At 38.1% G+C, this 17,552-nt stretch carries 21 protein-coding genes; 6 read left to right on the forward strand and 15 right to left on the reverse strand.

Features of this window, described 5'->3' with window-relative positions; all coding sequences use genetic code 11:
* Window positions 1-227: 227 nt before the first annotated feature.
* The 13 genes from B3E92_RS01275 to B3E92_RS01335 form a co-directional block, all read right to left on the reverse strand.
* On the reverse strand, window positions 228-656 hold the full coding sequence (locus tag B3E92_RS01275) for a hypothetical protein (RefSeq protein WP_286894999.1): 429 nt from the start codon (window positions 654-656) through the stop codon (window positions 228-230).
* Window positions 649-1,248 carry a YopX family protein gene (locus tag B3E92_RS01280; RefSeq protein WP_286895000.1) on the reverse strand — a complete coding sequence of 200 codons (600 nt, stop codon included), beginning with the start codon at window positions 1,246-1,248 and terminating at the stop codon, window positions 649-651. Before B3E92_RS01280 ends, B3E92_RS01275 begins: the two co-directional genes overlap by 8 nt.
* Entirely contained in the window at window positions 1,245-1,685 is a 441-nt protein-coding gene (locus tag B3E92_RS01285) for an ASCH domain-containing protein (protein WP_286895002.1), read from the reverse strand. Before B3E92_RS01285 ends, B3E92_RS01280 begins: the two co-directional genes overlap by 4 nt.
* Window positions 1,682-1,879 carry a hypothetical protein gene (locus B3E92_RS01290; RefSeq protein ID WP_286895004.1) on the reverse strand — a complete coding sequence of 66 codons (198 nt, stop codon included), beginning with the start codon at window positions 1,877-1,879 and terminating at the stop codon, window positions 1,682-1,684. Before B3E92_RS01290 ends, B3E92_RS01285 begins: the two co-directional genes overlap by 4 nt.
* Window positions 1,879-2,289 (reverse strand): hypothetical protein, encoded by a 411-nt coding sequence (locus tag B3E92_RS01295; protein ID WP_286895005.1) that lies wholly within the window; start codon window positions 2,287-2,289, stop codon window positions 1,879-1,881. The genes B3E92_RS01290 and B3E92_RS01295 overlap by 1 nt, the downstream gene beginning before the upstream one ends.
* 187 nt (window positions 2,290-2,476) lie before the next feature.
* Complete coding sequence (locus B3E92_RS01300; RefSeq protein ID WP_286895007.1) at window positions 2,477-2,707, reverse strand: hypothetical protein; 231 nt, start codon at window positions 2,705-2,707, stop codon at window positions 2,477-2,479.
* A gap of 2 nt (window positions 2,708-2,709) precedes the next feature.
* On the reverse strand, window positions 2,710-3,444 hold the full coding sequence (locus B3E92_RS01305) for an MBL fold metallo-hydrolase (RefSeq protein ID WP_286895008.1): 735 nt from the start codon (window positions 3,442-3,444) through the stop codon (window positions 2,710-2,712).
* Window positions 3,444-4,514, reverse strand: coding sequence for a recombinase RecT (locus B3E92_RS01310; protein ID WP_286895010.1), 1,071 nt, complete (start codon window positions 4,512-4,514; stop codon window positions 3,444-3,446). Before B3E92_RS01310 ends, B3E92_RS01305 begins: the two co-directional genes overlap by 1 nt.
* A gap of 171 nt (window positions 4,515-4,685) precedes the next feature.
* A complete protein-coding gene (locus tag B3E92_RS01315) occupies window positions 4,686-6,803 on the reverse strand; it encodes an AAA family ATPase (RefSeq protein ID WP_286895011.1) in 2,118 nt (705 codons plus the stop codon).
* Window positions 6,804-6,815: 12 nt separating this feature from the next.
* Window positions 6,816-7,043 carry a hypothetical protein gene (locus B3E92_RS01320; protein WP_286778766.1) on the reverse strand — a complete coding sequence of 76 codons (228 nt, stop codon included), beginning with the start codon at window positions 7,041-7,043 and terminating at the stop codon, window positions 6,816-6,818.
* The gene (locus B3E92_RS01325) at window positions 7,040-7,342 is read right to left on the reverse strand and encodes a hypothetical protein (RefSeq protein WP_286778765.1); all 303 of its coding nucleotides are present in this window, start codon (window positions 7,340-7,342) and stop codon (window positions 7,040-7,042) included. Before B3E92_RS01325 ends, B3E92_RS01320 begins: the two co-directional genes overlap by 4 nt.
* Complete coding sequence (locus tag B3E92_RS01330) at window positions 7,308-7,565, reverse strand: hypothetical protein (protein WP_286778764.1); 258 nt, start codon at window positions 7,563-7,565, stop codon at window positions 7,308-7,310. Before B3E92_RS01330 ends, B3E92_RS01325 begins: the two co-directional genes overlap by 35 nt.
* Before the next feature lie 3 nt (window positions 7,566-7,568).
* Window positions 7,569-8,150, reverse strand: a complete 582-nt coding sequence (locus B3E92_RS01335) for a helix-turn-helix transcriptional regulator (RefSeq protein ID WP_153846342.1) — start codon at window positions 8,148-8,150, stop codon at window positions 7,569-7,571.
* A gap of 195 nt (window positions 8,151-8,345) precedes the next feature.
* Here B3E92_RS01335 and B3E92_RS01340 point away from each other — a divergent pair, with 195 nt between their 5' ends.
* Together B3E92_RS01340 and B3E92_RS01345 are read left to right on the forward strand one after the other, a co-directional pair.
* On the forward strand, window positions 8,346-9,017 hold the full coding sequence (locus B3E92_RS01340; RefSeq protein ID WP_286895014.1) for a hypothetical protein: 672 nt from the start codon (window positions 8,346-8,348) through the stop codon (window positions 9,015-9,017).
* A gap of 414 nt (window positions 9,018-9,431) precedes the next feature.
* Complete coding sequence (locus tag B3E92_RS01345; protein WP_286842790.1) at window positions 9,432-9,767, forward strand: helix-turn-helix domain-containing protein; 336 nt, start codon at window positions 9,432-9,434, stop codon at window positions 9,765-9,767.
* Between the two features lie 14 nt (window positions 9,768-9,781).
* Here the strand turns inward: B3E92_RS01345 and B3E92_RS01350 are convergent, their stop codons facing one another.
* Window positions 9,782-11,035 (reverse strand): phage integrase SAM-like domain-containing protein, encoded by a 1,254-nt coding sequence (locus tag B3E92_RS01350; RefSeq protein ID WP_286895016.1) that lies wholly within the window; start codon window positions 11,033-11,035, stop codon window positions 9,782-9,784.
* 158 nt (window positions 11,036-11,193) lie between these two features.
* Between B3E92_RS01350 and B3E92_RS01355 the strand changes: the two genes are divergently transcribed.
* Window positions 11,194-12,819, forward strand: coding sequence for an ABC-F family ATP-binding cassette domain-containing protein (locus B3E92_RS01355; RefSeq protein ID WP_286895018.1), 1,626 nt, complete (start codon window positions 11,194-11,196; stop codon window positions 12,817-12,819).
* A gap of 134 nt (window positions 12,820-12,953) precedes the next feature.
* Here the strand turns inward: B3E92_RS01355 and B3E92_RS01360 are convergent, their stop codons facing one another.
* Entirely contained in the window at window positions 12,954-13,997 is a 1,044-nt protein-coding gene (locus tag B3E92_RS01360) for an endonuclease/exonuclease/phosphatase family protein (RefSeq protein ID WP_115045734.1), read from the reverse strand.
* A 146-nt stretch (window positions 13,998-14,143) separates the two neighbouring features.
* On the opposite strand from B3E92_RS01360, the gene B3E92_RS01365 reads away from it, so the two are divergent.
* Genes B3E92_RS01365 through B3E92_RS01375 form a run of 3 tightly spaced genes read left to right on the forward strand, consistent with a single transcriptional unit; the run spans window position 14,144 to window position 17,449 of the window.
* A complete protein-coding gene (locus B3E92_RS01365) occupies window positions 14,144-15,319 on the forward strand; it encodes a glycosyltransferase family 4 protein (protein ID WP_070565500.1) in 1,176 nt (391 codons plus the stop codon).
* Window positions 15,307-16,308 carry a lysylphosphatidylglycerol synthase transmembrane domain-containing protein gene (locus B3E92_RS01370; RefSeq protein ID WP_070565502.1) on the forward strand — a complete coding sequence of 334 codons (1,002 nt, stop codon included), beginning with the start codon at window positions 15,307-15,309 and terminating at the stop codon, window positions 16,306-16,308. The genes B3E92_RS01365 and B3E92_RS01370 overlap by 13 nt, the downstream gene beginning before the upstream one ends.
* Before the next feature lie 49 nt (window positions 16,309-16,357).
* On the forward strand, window positions 16,358-17,449 hold the full coding sequence (locus tag B3E92_RS01375) for a glycosyltransferase family 4 protein (RefSeq protein WP_286895020.1): 1,092 nt from the start codon (window positions 16,358-16,360) through the stop codon (window positions 17,447-17,449).
* Window positions 17,450-17,552: the final 103 nt, after the last annotated feature.

Here is a 17,552-nt window from a genome sequence, read left to right on the forward strand (position 1 = left end):
CAACCTTAATTTTCTCTCGTTCGGAAATGGCGATTTTTAATGTTGCCTCGTCTTCTTCGTGATCAAAACCGAACCTCTTTTTCATTCTAATGATGTCCCTTAAAGCCTGTATTGTTAACTTACTTTTAGAAATAGCATCGAAATTACTATCGAATTCAATCCTACTTATGTACCAATAACAGTAATCAATTTGGCCACGATAATATATCTCTCGCTGTATTGGATCCTTAAATCTCATGAGGGCCTCCTTTCACTGTGTTCAAATCTATTGCTAGACCTTTTTCGATTAAGCCGAATACGTCGAAGTGCCATGAAATAAGTGTTTGAACTACATCGTATCTGAAAGTTTTTATCCAACGGTAATTTGTAGGGGCGTTTTGCTCAATAAAGCAATGTTCAACAACATTCATATCAAAACGTTTTGATATAGCTGTCATTGGCGTGAATTTTTGCCCTTTATGTTCTATGTCCTTTGTTAGATCAGACATTGGGCGAAGGATTAATTTTTCGGTACCCCAGTAATATCCATCGAGAACTAATAGTATTTTGTTTGCGTTAAGAGTTATGAGGTCAGTGCTGCCATCTTCTCGTTTTACCTGCATTTTGGGCTCGTAGGGCAAATAGGCTGCAAGTACCTCTAAGGTTAGTTTATCCATTTCCTACCTCACTTTCTTCGTGAATGTTGCCGATGACTTCGTAATTATAGGTTAGTAATCCATTTAATGAATGGCCTAATGGATAGGTATTTGACTTTTTCCAAGAGTATTCTCCATCTCCATCTTCGTCTTTTGAGTATACATATTGATAGCAATTCCATCCACTTTTAGAGTCAGACCACTTAACAACCCAATAGCAATCTCTACTTTGTTGAAGCTTGTCACCATCGTATATCCTGGTTCCTGACTTCGTTAATTTACCCGTAAACTGGCCAACTGATTCGGGGATGACTTCGTAATAACCATAGCCATCTGTGTAATCTTCCCAACAATCAGCATTGTCGCATTCGTCAGGATTAAAGATGTATAGCGCAGGATATTTAGTTTTTGCATCAACAAAGCAATTGTTGATTAGACTTCCATACACCCATCCTTTGCCATCTACCCGAAGGCCACGGAACATTATTTGAATTAATGGCGATTTCTTTTCGTTGTTCATATTTTCGAAGTTTAAAGGTTTTTTAGTACCTGATATTTCTGACTGAAAAAAAAAGTCTTCATATTGATCGTCGATTTCTTGTTGAGTTTTCATGATTTCGCATCCTTTCCATCAAACTCCCATAGGGACAATTTGCCTTTTACATTCAAAATAGGCTTCTCAAACAATACTGGATTCGCTAATACCCAATTGTAGACTATATGATCTATCACATGCCCTGCTGATGTCTCAGTAGCTTCAGCCCAAATGCTACGGTGATTGATAACACAGTCAACGATATCAACGGTTCCGATAATAGCTGATTTTGGATAAGCAATACTTCTAGAATCTAGTTGACAAAAATCTCCCAATACCATTTGATCTATCTGATCATGTGTCAAATTCAGTGTTAGGTTATTGAATGATGGCTTACCACTCGCATGAATGTAAATCGTGCCGCGGTGCTTAGTCGCCCAGGTTCTATTTTCAATATCCTTTATACCATGAGCAATAAGGCTTGCCCATGGTTGTTTTATGCTTAATGCTTTCATGGTTTGATCTCCTTTGCTTCATTTTCACCATCCAACTGAATTTTATTCTTTTCAAGATATGATGTCAGAGCTTTCACATGGGAATCAGCATCACTCAGTTCCAAACCAAATTGCTTATTCACTTCTTCAATTGGCATATCCGATTCGAACGTTAACACGAACCGACAGATCCCTTCTAATTGTTTCCTAGTCATTATTTCGATTCATTAATTTGAACAACACCTTTAAATATATCTCTGATCTCCTCATAGGTCGATCCAGTCATTTCTGCGATGGAACGGATAATCTTGTTCCGTTTAGACCTTGGGAGTGTGATGCTTTTGAAATTGCTATTTTCCTCTACAAGGTGGGCGATATACCGCTTCTGGTTGTAGATCTTATTAGCGAGTTTTTCATTTTCCTTCTTTTGCTCCCTAAGCTCATGGTGCTTATTGAATTCAACACGAATAGTTTCACTGAATTCTTTGTTCATAGCTACATTGAAGAGCTTAACAGCGTGCTCGAATCCGGATTTATAATCGCTGCTGAACTCTGGATCGTTTAATGTTTTACTGGCCGATTCAATTCTGTTGTGGATCCTGAGTAATTTTTGATAATTGTGCATGGTTATTAAAAAAGCCCTTATCAGGAATCCCCAGCGTCTCACTTCCGGTTCATCCCAATAAGGGCTATAATTTCTTTGAATTGCGCTAAAGTGAGACGTCGCAATTGACTAACACTTCAAATGTAGAAACTTATTTCAACTTATCCAAATGGATAAGTTGAAATATTTAAAAATTATTCTTTTGACACTAATCACAATATGACCTATGGCAATGTGGACAGCCTGTGACTAATTCTGTTTTCGCTCTTTCCAAAGTGATTCCAGATTTAAAAGAGCCGCGTTCTATAGCAGTGTAAATAGATTTTCCGCAGCTATAACAATAGCCGCTTTTTGGAGCAAAATGAGGATGATTGTTTTTATCAGCCAATTCTTTCTGAGCTTTTACAGCTAAATCGTGGTTGTATTCTGTGTTTTCCATATTTAAAATGGTGTATCGTTAAAATTTTCAATGATTAATCCTTTGGTAGCAATAGTGACGGTTTTTAAAGTATGCTCTTCGATGATCTGCTTAAATAATCGGGAATCGCTATTCCGGTCCGATAAGTGAATCAAAACAATATTATTTACTTTAGTCAGATCATTAGCTTTTAGCGTTTTGATAGCTGTTTCTACACTCATGTGAGACTTCAACACTCGGTTCCTCAAGAAGGATTGGTCGCGCAATTTTTCGTCTATGATGTTTTGCGAATAATTCGCTTCAATCAATACGTTCGTAAGCCCTGGGAACTTATAGTCACAATAGATTGTATCTGTAAGGAACAATGTTGTTCCCATTTCCGGATGACGGATTAAGAAACCCAATGGTTCATTAACATCGTGATGAACATCAAACCCTAGAATATCAAAAGGCCCCACGGAAAACTTCTCTCCCTTATTAATCGGCTTCAAACGGTAACTCTGGAACTTTAAAGCTTCTATTGTGCCGACAGAAGCATAAATATCCAAACCATACTTTGCTGCGTTTTCAGCACCCTTACAATGATCTCCGTGCTCATGAGTTACCAAACATCCTACGACATTAGAAAGGTTAAAATTTAAAGCTTTTTTCACTTCATCGAATTTGACACCTAATTCGACAATGAGAGTTTTCCCCTCATTGTCGGTAAATAGGTAGCAGTTGCCCTCACTATTACTATTGATAATGTGCAATTTCATTAGAAGCCAATTGCAACGTATTCATCATCTTGCGGATTTTCGTTCGGCTGAATAGCACTCACTGGAGGGTTAGCAGTAATAGGTTCAGGCTTCTTTTCTTCCGTATGAGGAATATCAATTACCTGAGTATCGGAGAAACCCAGTTCTTGCTTATTAGCATTATTGGCAATTTCAGATTTTACTTGCAGCAAAGTTTGGTCACTTCCGTTTAAGGACAGAGATTCGGCCTGCATCATTTTAACTAAATGATCATCAATTTTCTCACTATCGATAGTAATTGAATTGTATGCAGCTCTCTTAAGCATCTTCTCAACCATTTCTTCATACCATCCATCAATTTGCTCAACTTCATCCGAATTCCATTTCTTCTTTTCTCCGCCCCAAAACTCCGGAGAGGCATTTTTAGGAATACGCTTGTTGATATCCTTCATTGTCATAACCTTTAAGCGATTCTTTTCAGGGTTACTACGGAAGACATGATAATAAAACCCACCTATAACTTCACCTCGATCAAAATCATTTACAATATCAAACGTGTATGATTCAACCTGGTTATCCTTATTTTTTTTATGGGATTTAAATACATCATTAGAGTATACCAACTCTACTATTACGTCATCTGGAACCTCGAAACCATATTTAACAGCTTTGATCTTCATTCCTTCATAACCGATTATGAAGCCGATATCGAATTGATTTGTCTTCTTATTTTTGTAAGGAATAAGGTTGATATGGTTATCTTGTAAAGGATCTAGACCGATACTAGAATACGCTACCACATCCAATGCTAATTGTGACATGTTTACGTTTCTCCAAGTAAACTCAAGGGGATCTCTATACTGTTCTGACTTGCTAAACCTTTTAACTTCATTCTCTTTTAATGTCATGTCAAGTTTAATGAAGTAATTTTGAATAAGCTTCCTCTGAAAATTAGTAAGCTGAACATCTCCTGCGTTTGCAGTAAACTCTTTCATTACCGCCTGAGTGAATCTTTCGGATTGAGTTGGTTGTGCTACGGCAACGTCTGAATTATTATTTGTTGTCGCCGGTGTTTGATTGTTATTTGACATCTTTATTTTCTTTAATTGTTTTGTAAATACAGTGTTTTAATTGTTTGGTAGGTCTTGGCATTTTGATTTTACTGCACCACATCAATACTCCATTGTCATTTTCTTTATAAATGCATTCATCGCATGATACCAACCCAAGTGATTGAAGTGGTGCAGAAAACTTTTTCGCCATTACGCTGCGCGTTCGCTTAATTTCCGATCAATAAATGCTTCAAAAGAATTACCAGTTTCTTCTTTATAGCGTTCGAATTCGGCAAGGAATTCAGGGCTATACATAGGCAATCCAACGTTCAGTTTTGAGAATGGTGACACGATCAAGTTTACTACCTGCGCAGCTGTTTCTGGAATAACTGAAATAGACTCTCTATTGTCCAGGAATACCGGAGCTGTTACCTTGTAATGAGCTGAAAGTGTATTGATGATATCAATGCCGACCAGGATCTTTCCTGCTGTGTTTAAGTCCGAAAATGGTACCCCGTTGAATGTCGCTTTACAAGTAGGTTCCTCGCCACCATTATTAAGCTTACTGAATAAGGTAAATTTAGCATACTTGAAGAGCCCGTTTACTCGTGCTTCCAGCTCTTCGGCTTTCGCTTTTTCATATTTATCAGCAGAGAACTCCAATTTTTCAAGGTCGGCCAATTGTTGGGACCATCCCCTTTCTTGGTCTTTCAACTCTTGGATACGAGCATTGGCGCGATCAATTTGATCGCCAACTGTTAATTGACGTTTTAGCGAGTCGATTTCAGCGTTAATGGTAGCTTTTTGCACTCTTAGTTCTCCCAAATCAATGTTTTCAGGCTTTTCGAATTGTTGACTTTCAAGCGAAGAAATTTTTGAAAGCACATCTTGATATAATTGATCCTTGGAAAGGCGGCTCTCTACTGTTTCGATTGACGATGTTGTCGTGCCTTGAAAAGCTTCTAATTTAAGCTTAGCCTCAGCCAAAGAATTTTGAATAGTGGCTATCGAATTATCCAAAGCGTTTTTAGTTAATTCAAATTGTTCGATAGCGGTACGGCCTTCTTCATCTCTTCTCTCAAGATCCTTTTTCAATCCCTGCCCCTGGACATTAATTCCAGCAAGCTCATTTTTCTTCCGTAAAACGAAGGCGGCTTTTATCTCTTCAATTTTCTCAGGTTCGAACTCTCTCCCACAACCCGCGCAGCAAGTCTCATTTTCATTTAACTCACGACTGTTTACAGACTTGAACAACTCACGCAATGAATCCATTCTAGATTGAATATCTTCTTTATCTTTTTCAAGCCTTTTTAGATGGTCGAAATGTGTTTTAACCAATGAGTCTAATTGTTGATTTTGGACGGAAAGCTGAGACTCTAAAGTTGTAACCCGGGACTTGGATTCATTTATACCAGATTGGCTATTGTTCAATTCTGAATTATAAGCCGCTTTATGATTGGCTTCGATATTTTGCTTCTCAATCTTAGCCTGATGTATTGCGTTTTGATTATCAAGGATAGCTTTATTGATTTGAGCATTGGCCGCGTTATAAGCTTCATTCCGGTCTGTGATCTGTTGATCTAATAAATCATACTTCGATTGCAGTTCGGCAATACGTTCATTAATACCTTCTTCACTTACCAATTCAGGCTTTGATCGCTCAAGCTCGTCAATACGCCCCGGGATTTGTTCAATATTATCCTTCAATAACTTTTTGTCGGATGCAACTTTAGCTTTGAATTCTTTCAATGATTTGCCCGAGAGATTTTCTAACAGCACCTTAAGCTCAGGATATTTGGCAGAAAGGAAGTCATCCGTGATTTCTCCAACAATACTTGATAAAGCTGTACGCTGATCCTGCCATGGCATAGAATTAAAGTAAAGCGGATTTGTGATAAGTTTAAAGACTTTCTCATCCAGCAGACCATTTACTTTAGCTTGAAACTCTCCAGCTTGCAGAGGAACCTCATTCCAGTAATAAAGGTGTTCGTTTCCGGTAAACTCCGCAATAGCTTCTCCTCTCTTTTTGGTCCACTTCTCACGATGAATGTGACGAATACTGATTTCTTCTCCATCAACTACGATGATAGCTGAGACTTCATTCTCTAATTTATCGGTTTTTTGACCTTCCATATCAAGCGGCTTGATATTAAAATCTTTCCGATCGTTTGAGTCTTTACCGAAAAGTAACCATAGGAAAGCGTCAAAGATTGTTGTCTTGCCTGTAGCGTTGGCGCCAAAGATGTTCGTCACCTCTGCGAAATCAATTTTAAAATTCTTGACACCTTTAAAATTGATGATTGAAATTGTTTTGATTAGGATATTCATTTTTGAATAGATTTATTTAGTTAATAGACTTATTAATTGTTGCAATTTTTCATCATTGTTGATGTTTGGTAGCTCTATATATTGGCCTTTAGTGGTTATTTCAACAGTTTGAAGGTTTGTAATTTCAATTGCAAAATTTTCGTTTTCAAACTTATGATCGATCACCGTTCCAACTTCTTCATCGCTCCATTCATATCTAGAAAATCCTAGATCTTCTAGAGTACTCGCTAAGAAATTCATGCTTTTTTCCCTTTGGTGTGTACGTAAGTTGCCAGATTAGCACTCGCTGCTATGGCATTTAATTGAGTGACATCGATTCCCGCTTCCGTCACATTAAGAACTCCCTCTTGAATCCATCGATCTACTTTTCTTCGGCTTCCAATTCTTCTGTATGCTTCTTGGTTCGAAATGAACTGAGACATTTTACCTACAGAAATTAGTGCTCTGGTCGCACCGAGTTCCGCTGACTCCTGGAGAAGGGAGATTAACTCAGGTTCAACGATGCTAATTGTTTTGAATCGGTTCATTCTCACCTCCATTTGTTTTCAACTCTGCTTTTACCTCGATAAAACCGGCAACAGCATTTACAACTGTAGTATACCTCATGTGCGGTTTATCCATTTTCATTTTACGGCCGCAAGCTTCACGGACCGCTTTAATATGCTGCAAATGAAATCTTTTAACATCTCCACCAGTCATCTCTTCGATATGGTCTGTTACTGTGGGTTGCTTTTCTATTTTGATAATCGTATGTAGTTCCATTATTTATTTTTTATTTGGTTTGTAAAGTGTTATTCCTTTTGCTGCGGCAAATAAGGCCAAGTTCAACTTATCGGATTGTCCAGTTTTCTCACGAATATTTTGCAAATGCGTAGAAATGGTTTCCGGTGACCGGTTTAGCTTTTCAGCGATCGATTTATCAGGAAGACGGATATATCTGAGAACTTCAAGCTCTGCTTTGGTTAGATATCCATTTTTAACCTGAATAGAATCACAAATTTTGCCTTCAAATTTGCAGACACCTCGTCGTCCACAGTCATAAAACTCCGACCTATGAACTGTCCCATCTTCGTCGAAATCGGGTGAATCGTCAAGGCCACCGAAGTTGCAAAGTGTGTATTGCTTTATCTGTTGGTCCTGTCTAAGGTTTGGCCACTTCGCCAGATGTTCCAATTTTTTAGGATTGTTAAGCATATCTTGCTTAATCATTTCCATTACATTACTTGGAAAATTAGGCCACATGGTTTGACGCATATCATGACTACAGTAAAGAATACGCGTTTCGATGTCTTCAAATATTTCGACTGTTTTGTCGATCATCCCTCCTATAATTCGCTGTTTACTCATTTGGTACTATTTTGGGATTGCCTGTTTTAAACTATTGTATTACCTTTGTTTTGTTCGTATGGTACAAATGTAATTACATTAATTACATAATGCAATATGTAATATTACATTATTTTGTATATGTCTGTATATCAAGGAGAAAAATTTAAATCATATCTTAAAAAGAAAGGTATTAGTGTAATTAATGCTGCAGAAATGCTGCAAGTTGCACGGAATACAGTTTATCAATATTTCAGAACTGAGAATTTAACCAGGGAGGTTGTAATCAACATAATTACAACTTTTAATACAACTGAGGAAGAAGTGTTTGAGGTAAGTGAATCTAAAACAATAAAATCGAACGCTAGAGACATAGGAAATCCGGAAATTTATGATGAAGATGGGGATCAAAAATTCACAGAAATTTCGCCAGGTCGTTACCGCATGGGGACGGAACTAGTACCTGTCTATGCACAAGCTGGATATTTAACTGGATATGCCGATAAAGAATTTATAGAAGAGTTGCCGAAACATTATATAACCGTTGATAAGTACGTTCGAGGAAAATACAGATCATTTGAGATCAGTGGTCACAGCATGGATAATGGAGATGTTAAAGAGGCCATGCCGGATGGGACCATTGCGACAGGAAGAGAAGTGAAACGTGAGCTATGGAAAAGTAAGCTCCATAATCATCAATGGCCTAATTGGATCTTTGTACACCGAACTGAAGGTATCGTCGCAAAACAGATCGCTCACCAAGATCTAGAAACAGGGCAACTGATTTTACGGTCGCTAAATCCTGATAAAGACAAGTACCCGGATATCCAGGTATTCATGGACGAAATCGAGCAAATTTATAATGTTATAAAAAGGGAGCTCCGGTAATGCCTTATAATGCCGACTACTCCCCTGCTGAACTGAAGGTTTTTAAAATTATAAAGAAACATATTCTTGAAAGTTCTTTGTCAGAAAATGGAATATTAGCCGGCGGAATACATATTAAGCCAAAACCTAAAAATTTACGGCTTAAACTGATCGAGATGAATAGCTTTGGCACCAACAGGGCAAGGATCTTAAGTAAGATAGCAATGTGTGTAAACATAAATTATCAAGATGAAGATGAGAACCTGGTGAGAGAAGTTACAGATTTCATTTATGACCTTTTCGACCAGTCGTTTTTAAGTAATTTATATTTCAAGTTAACTTTAAAGCAAGTTGGCCGTTGCTCGCCCTACTTATGGTTAGGTAACAATTGTTTCGAAGTTTTACATAAAAATCTAAATAATAAAATAAAGATATATGGCTACACAGACTGAAAATAGAGATAGTAATTTAGCTTTGATCGGTCAAAGATTTAAACAATTCAGAAAAGAAAAAGGAATTACTCAAGAAGATTTGAAAGAAGTTGGCAATGCAGTAGTGATGTCGAGAATAGAAAACGGGCACCGCTTTCCGAATCCTGAGATTCTAATCTATATGGCTAATAAATACTCAATGGATATCAATTGGCTTTTAACTGGCATAACGACGAAAAAAAGCACCTCAGAGAACTCCGAAATCTTAGCCAGATTAGGCTTGGCGGAAGCTCGATTATCAGAGCTAGAAAAAGCTGCAGGCATTAAGACGCAAAGCTAATTTCCACCGTATACTTAATCGTGGATGCCGGCTTCATCCTTAAGTAGATCCAGTACTGCACGCTGGATCTCGTCAATTTTGGACCAGTCTCGTGCTGTATATACAGCTGCCATAGTGTTTGTCTTTTGGTTTAATGCGCGTTGGATATCAAAATCATCATAGCCACAAAATCCTGCTAATGTTGCAAAGAAATGTCGAGCGTGATAATAGGTGAAATTTGGGATTCCAAATACATCTCCCAATCGAAGTTTGAAAGACTCCGAAAGCCTGTTGTTTATTGCCTTAGGGAGAGCATATCGTTCCTGCAGATAACCAGCATATTTTTCAACTAATGGCTTTGCTTCCTCTGTGACCTTAATGCTAATAAAAGCCTTATCTTTTCTCTTACCTCTTGTTTTGTTCCTATTGTAGCCAAATCGTTCGATATCCTTATCTAGTAAGTAAGCATGAAAATCGTTGGCATTTGTTCCGCACATATAAAACGATAGCATAAATAGATCCCTAGCTATAGAATCTGCGGTATTTTCAATCTGCACATCTCTAATAAATTTGACCGTATCGACAATCTGTTTTACATCGATTTCGGCTTTCTTAGAAGATTTGGATTTTGCGTGAGCAGAAATCTCTAACCCCTTTTTCCGACTTTCGGGAGATTCCGGAGGTGAATATTTAGAAAATGGCGAATTGTGAATCCTAACAATACCTAATTCTTCATTGTTATAGACATCTTTTGCTTCATTGAAAATTGCCCTAATATCTGCCATTGTATTTCGAACAGTATTAACAGCATATTTATTATCGAATAAATATTTTTCAAACTCGCGAAGTAATTTAGAAGTAATAAGATCTACACTAAATTGAGTTTTATTTAAAAACCTTTTAAAGAACGTGACACTGGTTTTCCGTCTTAAGCCGGTACTCTTTCTATTACTTTGTATTAATCCCTGGACGTTTTCATCAGCAAACTTAATAAAATCGATAACCTCATCTTCCAATGAAAAATACTCTTTAATATCAGATGCTGACATGTAGTCAACTTTAGCCCCCAAGGCGTTTAATTTCTTCCGGTAATCATTCACTGTAGAAGTCAAGTATGTGTCGATAAATACCTTTTTTAATCGTATCTTTGTATCAACATCAGACTTGCCGGCGTAGATGTTTGTATCTATGTAAACAGTAGATCCTTTATGGGTAATTCTAATTTTTACATTAAAAGTGCCGTCTTGTTTTTTATGATGTTTAAGTATAACTGCTGCGACAGTAGCCATTGTTCTTTGTAAATGATTTGTAAATTATATGTTTCAAATATACACAAATATTATTGTACAATCGTGTACAGTACATCAAAAGAACTACTTACTTTAACAGCATAAAACACTGATAAACAGAATATTTACAATCAAAAATACAAAAAATTCATTGCTGAATGATTAATGTGTCAAATCTCTCCCTTCGTTTTGGTAAACGTGTACTATTCGAAGATGTCAATCTAAAATTCACACCTGGAAACTGTTACGGTATTATTGGCGCTAATGGAGCAGGTAAATCTACTTTCTTAAAAATTATCTCAGGGGAAGTTGATCCTTCGACAGGTTCAGTGGCATTCACGCCAGGCGAACGCATGTCTGTTTTAAGTCAGGATCACTATGCTTTCGACGAGTTTACTGTTCTTGAAACTGTCATGATGGGTAACCAAGAGCTTTACAAAATCATGAAAGAGAAAGATGCCATTTACATGAAAGAGAATTTCTCTGATGCCGACGGCGAACGTGCCGGCGAATTGGAAAGTCTTTTTGCTGAAATGGATGGATGGAATGCCGAATCAAATGCCGCAACTTTATTGAGCAGTTTGGGTATTAAAGAAGAACTACATTATAAGTTGGTTTCTGAAATCGACGGTAACCAAAAAGTGCGCGTACTTTTAGCGCAAGCATTATTCGGTAAACCCGATATTTTGATTCTCGATGAGCCTACCAATGATTTGGATATTAATACCATTGCATGGTTAGAGGATTTTTTAGCGAGTTACGAAGCAATCGTTCTCGTTGTATCCCACGACCGTCACTTCTTGGATGCTGTATGTACGCATACAGTGGATATTGATTTTGGTAAGATGACAATCTATACGGGTAACTACTCATTCTGGTACGAATCTTCTCAATTAGCGTTAAAGCAACGTTCTGATCAAAACAAGAAGATGGAAGATAAAGTAAAAGAACTCCAGGAATTTATCCGTCGGTTCTCTGCCAATGCTTCCAAATCCAAACAGGCTACGTCTCGTAAAAAAGCCTTGGATAAGATCAATATTGACGAGATTAAACCATCCAACCGTAAATATCCTGCCATCATGTTCAATACCATGAATCGTGAACCAGGAGATCAAACGCTACAAGTTGAAGGATTAAGCAAAACGGTCAATGGCGAGGTATTCTTTAAGGATATCACGTTTATGATTAATAAAGGCGATAAAATCGCTGTTCTAGGTCCAAATTCATTGGTTACCACAGCATTTTACGATATTATCACTGGTAGAGACACCGATTTCGGCGGCGAATTCAAATGGGGCGTTACCATCACTCCTGCCGATATGCCGATTGAAAATGCCGCGTTCTTTGAAGGAAAAAGTGATAATTTGGTTGATTGGTTGAGAGAATATACAACTAACCCAGAAGCAGATGAACAGTTTATACGGGGATTTTTGGGGAAAATGTTATTTTCCGGTGAAGAGGTTATGAAGAAAGTATCTGTGCTTTCGGGAGGAGAAAAAATGCGCTGTATGTTCTCCCGTATGATGCTTCAAGGTGCCAACTTCCTGATCTTCGATGAACCAACCAATCACTTGGACTTGGAATCTATCACTGCATTGAACAATGGAATGTCTGATTTTAAAGGATCCATGTTGTTCACATCCCGTGACCACGAATTGACTGAAACTGTTGCCAATAGAATCATCGAATTGACGCCGAAAGGTATCATCGACAAATTGATGACTTACGATGAATACATTAATAGCGATGTAGTGAAAGCACAACGTGAAGAAATGTATAAATAAATAAGATAATTTATCCCAATTTAATAAAGGCTCCATAATTCATTTTATGGGGCTTTTTTGATGTCCATTAAAAAAGCACTGAGGGGTTCAGTGCTAATCGCGATTGATATGAAAGAATTGAGAAAGTTTTTATTTTACTGAACCGACGGTTTGACAATACGCCAGCCTAATTGTAAGGACACTGCACAATGATCGGATAAATCTTGGCCCTTTTCGTTTTGAAAAAGCTTTTTTTGAACCTGATAATTCTTTGCCTCAAATAGCAAATGATGATCGTTGCGATAGTAGATTTTATCAATACCTTCACAATCCTCTGTTAACTCCAACGCCGTTTTCGCTTCAAAGTTCGCTTGATGCGCAGGAATATCACCTTTGTTGCGTAAACTTACCCATGCATCTACCAAACCTAAGTCCTTCTGAAAAGAACCGATGTTATCCAGCTCGTAAGCATAATGTGCATTAAAGTCACCCATAATCAAAAGTGGTCTGCCAGCCGAATACTTTTTGATATAGGCTTTTAGCTGATTTATATTCTTCTGCCGGGCAATCGTTGCATTCTGATCATCCTGCGCTGTAGCATGTACATTATAAACATCAATAAATACTGCCTTGGCCAATTGAATTCGAGCATAAGAAAAGCCTTTAGGCGTCAGACAATCTGCACCATTGCAATCGGTCCAGCTTATTCGCTCAAACTCTACGATCGGATATTTTGAAAGTGTACTCAGCCCGTCCCCAAAAGGTACTCCACCCATATTTGCCGTTCGGTAGCTATGCTTATTTTCGCTGTAAAGAAACTTGTTGTAGTTAAAGTCCTCCTGTACATTGACAATATCAAACGCATTGATCCGATTGCCGATCGACGTAATACTGGAAGACCGCTCGGTTACAGCACTGGAAATCAATTCAGGAAGGCCAGCTATATTGTATGTTAACAAATTTAGCTTTCCGTATGTCGCCTCCGGCATAGCTGCATACACCGAATTACTAAACTTCGGCTGTTGTTTTGGCTTCAACTTAAAACCCAACATAACACCGGCAGACGCACAAATAAATAAGATGACAATCTTTCGAAAACCCTTGGGTCTAATTTTTTTTTCGAACAATAGATCTAATAGCATGGACTGAATATTTTGTTCACTCCAAAGGTACTCCACCAACATTAGCTCTATTATCATATTCAATTAATTCTACTTTTAATAATCATGCACAAATCATTAAAAACTAATAATTTATAAACACTATAATGACAAAAGGTTAATACCTGCATAGCATAGGGGTTACAGCTTTCAACTATTTTTATACAACCCCTAATAAGAATAACATGAGAAAGGTAGCCTTCTTTACAGAGATACTCGTCGAGGATTTTGACGGTGCATCACGGACAATGTTTCAGCTGATAAACCGTATAGACCAGCAGAAATTCAACTATTTCTTTATTTATGGCGGCGGCCCTACGCAATTTCGAAATTTCCATTCTTACAAGGTTCCCACATTCAAAATACCGGTCAATGACGATTATTGTCTCGCTATTCCACAGCTTATTAAAAAGAAACTTGAGCTCGCTTTAGATAAATTTGCTCCCGACATGATCCATATTGCAACTCCTTCCCTTTTAGGTTTTTTTGCATTGAATTATGCCAAACGGAAAGGTATTCCTGTCCTTACAATCTATCATACACACTTCATTTCATACATTGCCTATTATTTCAAAAACATATTACCCTTAGTCAAACCGACTGAACAATGGATGAAAAAAGCAATGAATAACTTTTACAACAAATGTGATATTGTCTATGTACCGACCAAATCCATTCTAAATGAATTACAGCAGATTGGCTTACAACAAGAAGGATTAAAACTGTGGCAAAGAGGAATAGACACAGCTCTGTTTAACCCCCAAAAAAAGAATCTATCTCAACTGCAGACCATCACAAAGAATGACAAACCAACAATCCTTTTTGTCAGTCGTATCGTCTGGGAAAAAAATATTAAAACGCTTATTGAAATCTATCAACAGATACATGCCCAAAACCTCGACTATAATTTCATTGTTGTCGGTGAAGGAACAGCCAAAATAATTGCGATGCAAGAGATGCCTAAAGCTATTTTCTTAGGAAAGAAAAGCCATGATGAGCTCGCAATTTTATATGCTTCTGCCGATGCGTTTGTTTTTCCGTCGGTCTCAGAAACGTATGGAAACGTCGTCGTCGAAGCATTAGCATCCGGACTTCCTTGTGTTATCGCCAACGGCGGAGGCTCGGCCTCCTTGATTCAGCACGGAAAAAATGGATTTAAGTGTCAACCTGAAAATGCGGCTGGATATGTTTACTACCTCAAAAAAATTCTCTCCGACGCAAGCTTAAAAAAGAATCTCGTCATTGAAGGTCTATCCTATGTTGGGCAACTGGATTGGAATAGACTAGCTGGACGCTATTTTAATGACATTGAACTATTGATAGACAAAACACAGGAAGTCGATTTGGCATGGGCAAATTAACAAACCCAAGCCAACTCATCAAAGGTGTTTTTTTACTTTTGATTTTGGCGTCCATCACGATCTTTTTAGCGAAAAGCGATTTAAATGCGTTGAAAAAAGAGCTCTCCTCTGTTGGTTATCGCTTCATCGTTATTTTGTTTACAACTTGCGCGGCCTATTTTTTAGGTACATTAGCTTGGTGGATATGTTTAGGCCCTGCAAAAAAGAAGGTCAATCTGCTCAAACTCTTTGCCGTCCGTCAAATCGGGGAAACCGTTGGACTATTCAATCCCACCAGCATTATCGGTGGCGATTTATTAAAGGCACAATTGATAACCCGTTATGACATTCCTTTAAAAGAAGGATTGAATTCGGTTGCAATATCCCGTATTACTGCCGTACTGTCTCAATTGACACTCTTTTTGATTGCTATGATTTGGTTGATATTTTCTCCTTTAAAAAATGAAATTATACGCTACGCAGGCCCAGTAATTTATATGATCTGTATGTTCTTATTTCTTTTGATGATCTTGATACTTTACTGGTTAATAGCTGCAAAAAGTCCCTCACAAACCAAGGCTTCAACAGCAACACCTTTTGGAAAAGCACAAGCGCATGTTCAGTCACTCCTTTGGAGTGTAAAAGACTTTTATAAACATCAAAATAAGGTTTTTTGGTATTCTTACTTACTTTTTGCACTACATTGGATTATTGGCAGCCTTGAATTCTATTATATTCTAAAATTTTTGGGTGTTTCAGTACAACCAATACATGGTTTAATAGTAGATATGAGCGTCATTGTGCTAAAAAGCATCGGTGCTTTTATTCCAGGACAACTGGGTATTGAAGAAATCGCCAATAAGCTCCTACTCCATATGATCGGTATTACAGGAGGTAGTATTTGGCTCAGTGCTTCATTATTACGTCGCGGCCGACAGCTCACCTGGGTAGCACTGGGTTTTATATTTTATCTATGCATCAAAAGGAAACCAGTACATGTATCCATCTGAAATAGAAATACTATTTGTCAGCCACAAATATCCCCCAAGTGTTGGCGGTATGGAAAAACAAAGCTTTGAACTGATCAATACTGCGGCTCTTTACTTGAAGGTACACACCTTAGTCTATGACAATAGGGAACCTCTTTTAGCCTTCTTCTTCCTACTGAATCGCCGCATTCTAGCCAAAATTAACGATAACCCCAGCATCAAGCTTATCCACTTTAATGATGGATTAATTGCGTCCTTCGCCTCTTTTCACAAAGGATATACCCATTTAAAACGTGCTGTCACGCTTCACGGTCTGGATATCGTTTTTCCACTTCGTTATTTTCAACGTAAGATTATACCGCGGTTTAACACTTTTGATCAGCTTATTGCCGTTAGCCAAGCCACCGCCGACGCCGCACAGTTACGCGGTATCGATCCATCCAAAATCATTGTTATACCCAACGGTGTAGATCCGATACACTGCTCCACTCAAAACAATGAACCAACCTGCGAAAGCAGGCCCTATTTTATCACTTTGGGACGCCCTGTTAAGCGGAAGGGCTTCTCGTGGTTGATGAAACATGTCATCCCCGCGATTCAGGACGATTTCAAATTACTAATGGTGGGGCCATTCGATCAAAAACCGAAATGGAAAGAACGCCTATTGCAGCTTACACCAAAAAAGATAAATCATTTAATCACCCTATTCCTCGGATTTCCCACCGATCAAGGGGCCATCCGAAAATTACTGAAAGCATACCCCGAAAAAATTGAACATCTTGGAAAAGTTCCATTCGAACAACTGCAAAGCCTCCTGACCAACGCACAGGCCTTTTTGATGCCCAATATTGAAATGGCCGGTGATATGGAAGGCTTTGGGCTCGTCTGCCTAGAAGCTTCCACAGCAGGCACAATTGTTGTTGCCGCCGAATTAGAAGGAATTACAAGCGCCGTTACACACAATTACAATGGGCTTCTCCTGCCAAGCGAAAACCAAAACGCATGGATCGAACAACTTCAAGCCATTTTAGAAGATCCAGTCCACTATAAAAAGCTAAGCCTACAATTTAAACAGAATACCCTAAAACAATATAGCTGGGATATTATGGCCAGATCCTATTGCCAATCATTTGCAGACTTAATTACAGCAGCAGATAAATAATTGAACGTAATACCGCATCAAGTTGACTGCTTCTGTCATCCACGCGGAAAGCTCTTCAAAAGGCATTGTTTATAGAACTTACTTGCTTGTTTGCTTGCTTGCT

The sequence above is a fragment of the Sphingobacterium sp. UBA6317 genome (assembly GCF_002440385.1).
Taxonomy (GTDB): domain Bacteria; phylum Bacteroidota; class Bacteroidia; order Sphingobacteriales; family Sphingobacteriaceae; genus Sphingobacterium; species Sphingobacterium multivorum.

Bases quoted from the DNA above. Each gene is read 5' to 3' on its own strand.
- B3E92_RS01305 (WP_286895008.1), bottom strand. From the start codon at position 3,444: ATGAAATTGCACATTATCAATAGTAATAGTGAGGGCAACTGCTACCTA.
- B3E92_RS01320 (WP_286778766.1), bottom strand. From the start codon at position 7,043: ATGAATTTCTTAGCGAGTACTCTAGAAGATCTAGGATTTTCTAGATAT.
- B3E92_RS01375 (WP_286895020.1), top strand. From the start codon at position 16,358: ATGGAAAAACAAAGCTTTGAACTGATCAATACTGCGGCTCTTTACTTG.
- B3E92_RS01330 (WP_286778764.1), bottom strand. From the start codon at position 7,565: ATGGAACTACATACGATTATCAAAATAGAAAAGCAACCCACAGTAACA.
- B3E92_RS01340 (WP_286895014.1), top strand. From the start codon at position 8,346: ATGCTGCAAGTTGCACGGAATACAGTTTATCAATATTTCAGAACTGAG.
- B3E92_RS01290 (WP_286895004.1), bottom strand. From the start codon at position 1,879: ATGACTAGGAAACAATTAGAAGGGATCTGTCGGTTCGTGTTAACGTTC.
- B3E92_RS01295 (WP_286895005.1), bottom strand. From the start codon at position 2,289: ATGCACAATTATCAAAAATTACTCAGGATCCACAACAGAATTGAATCG.
- B3E92_RS01360 (WP_115045734.1), bottom strand. From the start codon at position 13,997: ATGATAATAGAGCTAATGTTGGTGGAGTACCTTTGGAGTGAACAAAAT.
- B3E92_RS01370 (WP_070565502.1), top strand. From the start codon at position 15,307: ATGGGCAAATTAACAAACCCAAGCCAACTCATCAAAGGTGTTTTTTTA.
- B3E92_RS01310 (WP_286895010.1), bottom strand. From the start codon at position 4,514: ATGTCAAATAACAATCAAACACCGGCGACAACAAATAATAATTCAGAC.
- B3E92_RS01315 (WP_286895011.1), bottom strand. From the start codon at position 6,803: ATGAATATCCTAATCAAAACAATTTCAATCATCAATTTTAAAGGTGTC.
- B3E92_RS01350 (WP_286895016.1), bottom strand. From the start codon at position 11,035: ATGGCTACTGTCGCAGCAGTTATACTTAAACATCATAAAAAACAAGAC.
- B3E92_RS01275 (WP_286894999.1), bottom strand. From the start codon at position 656: ATGGATAAACTAACCTTAGAGGTACTTGCAGCCTATTTGCCCTACGAG.
- B3E92_RS01335 (WP_153846342.1), bottom strand. From the start codon at position 8,150: ATGAGTAAACAGCGAATTATAGGAGGGATGATCGACAAAACAGTCGAA.
- B3E92_RS01355 (WP_286895018.1), top strand. From the start codon at position 11,194: ATGATTAATGTGTCAAATCTCTCCCTTCGTTTTGGTAAACGTGTACTA.
- B3E92_RS01365 (WP_070565500.1), top strand. From the start codon at position 14,144: ATGAGAAAGGTAGCCTTCTTTACAGAGATACTCGTCGAGGATTTTGAC.
- B3E92_RS01300 (WP_286895007.1), bottom strand. From the start codon at position 2,707: ATGGAAAACACAGAATACAACCACGATTTAGCTGTAAAAGCTCAGAAA.
- B3E92_RS01285 (WP_286895002.1), bottom strand. From the start codon at position 1,685: ATGAAAGCATTAAGCATAAAACAACCATGGGCAAGCCTTATTGCTCAT.
- B3E92_RS01280 (WP_286895000.1), bottom strand. From the start codon at position 1,248: ATGAAAACTCAACAAGAAATCGACGATCAATATGAAGACTTTTTTTTT.
- B3E92_RS01345 (WP_286842790.1), top strand. From the start codon at position 9,432: ATGGCTACACAGACTGAAAATAGAGATAGTAATTTAGCTTTGATCGGT.
- B3E92_RS01325 (WP_286778765.1), bottom strand. From the start codon at position 7,342: ATGGAGGTGAGAATGAACCGATTCAAAACAATTAGCATCGTTGAACCT.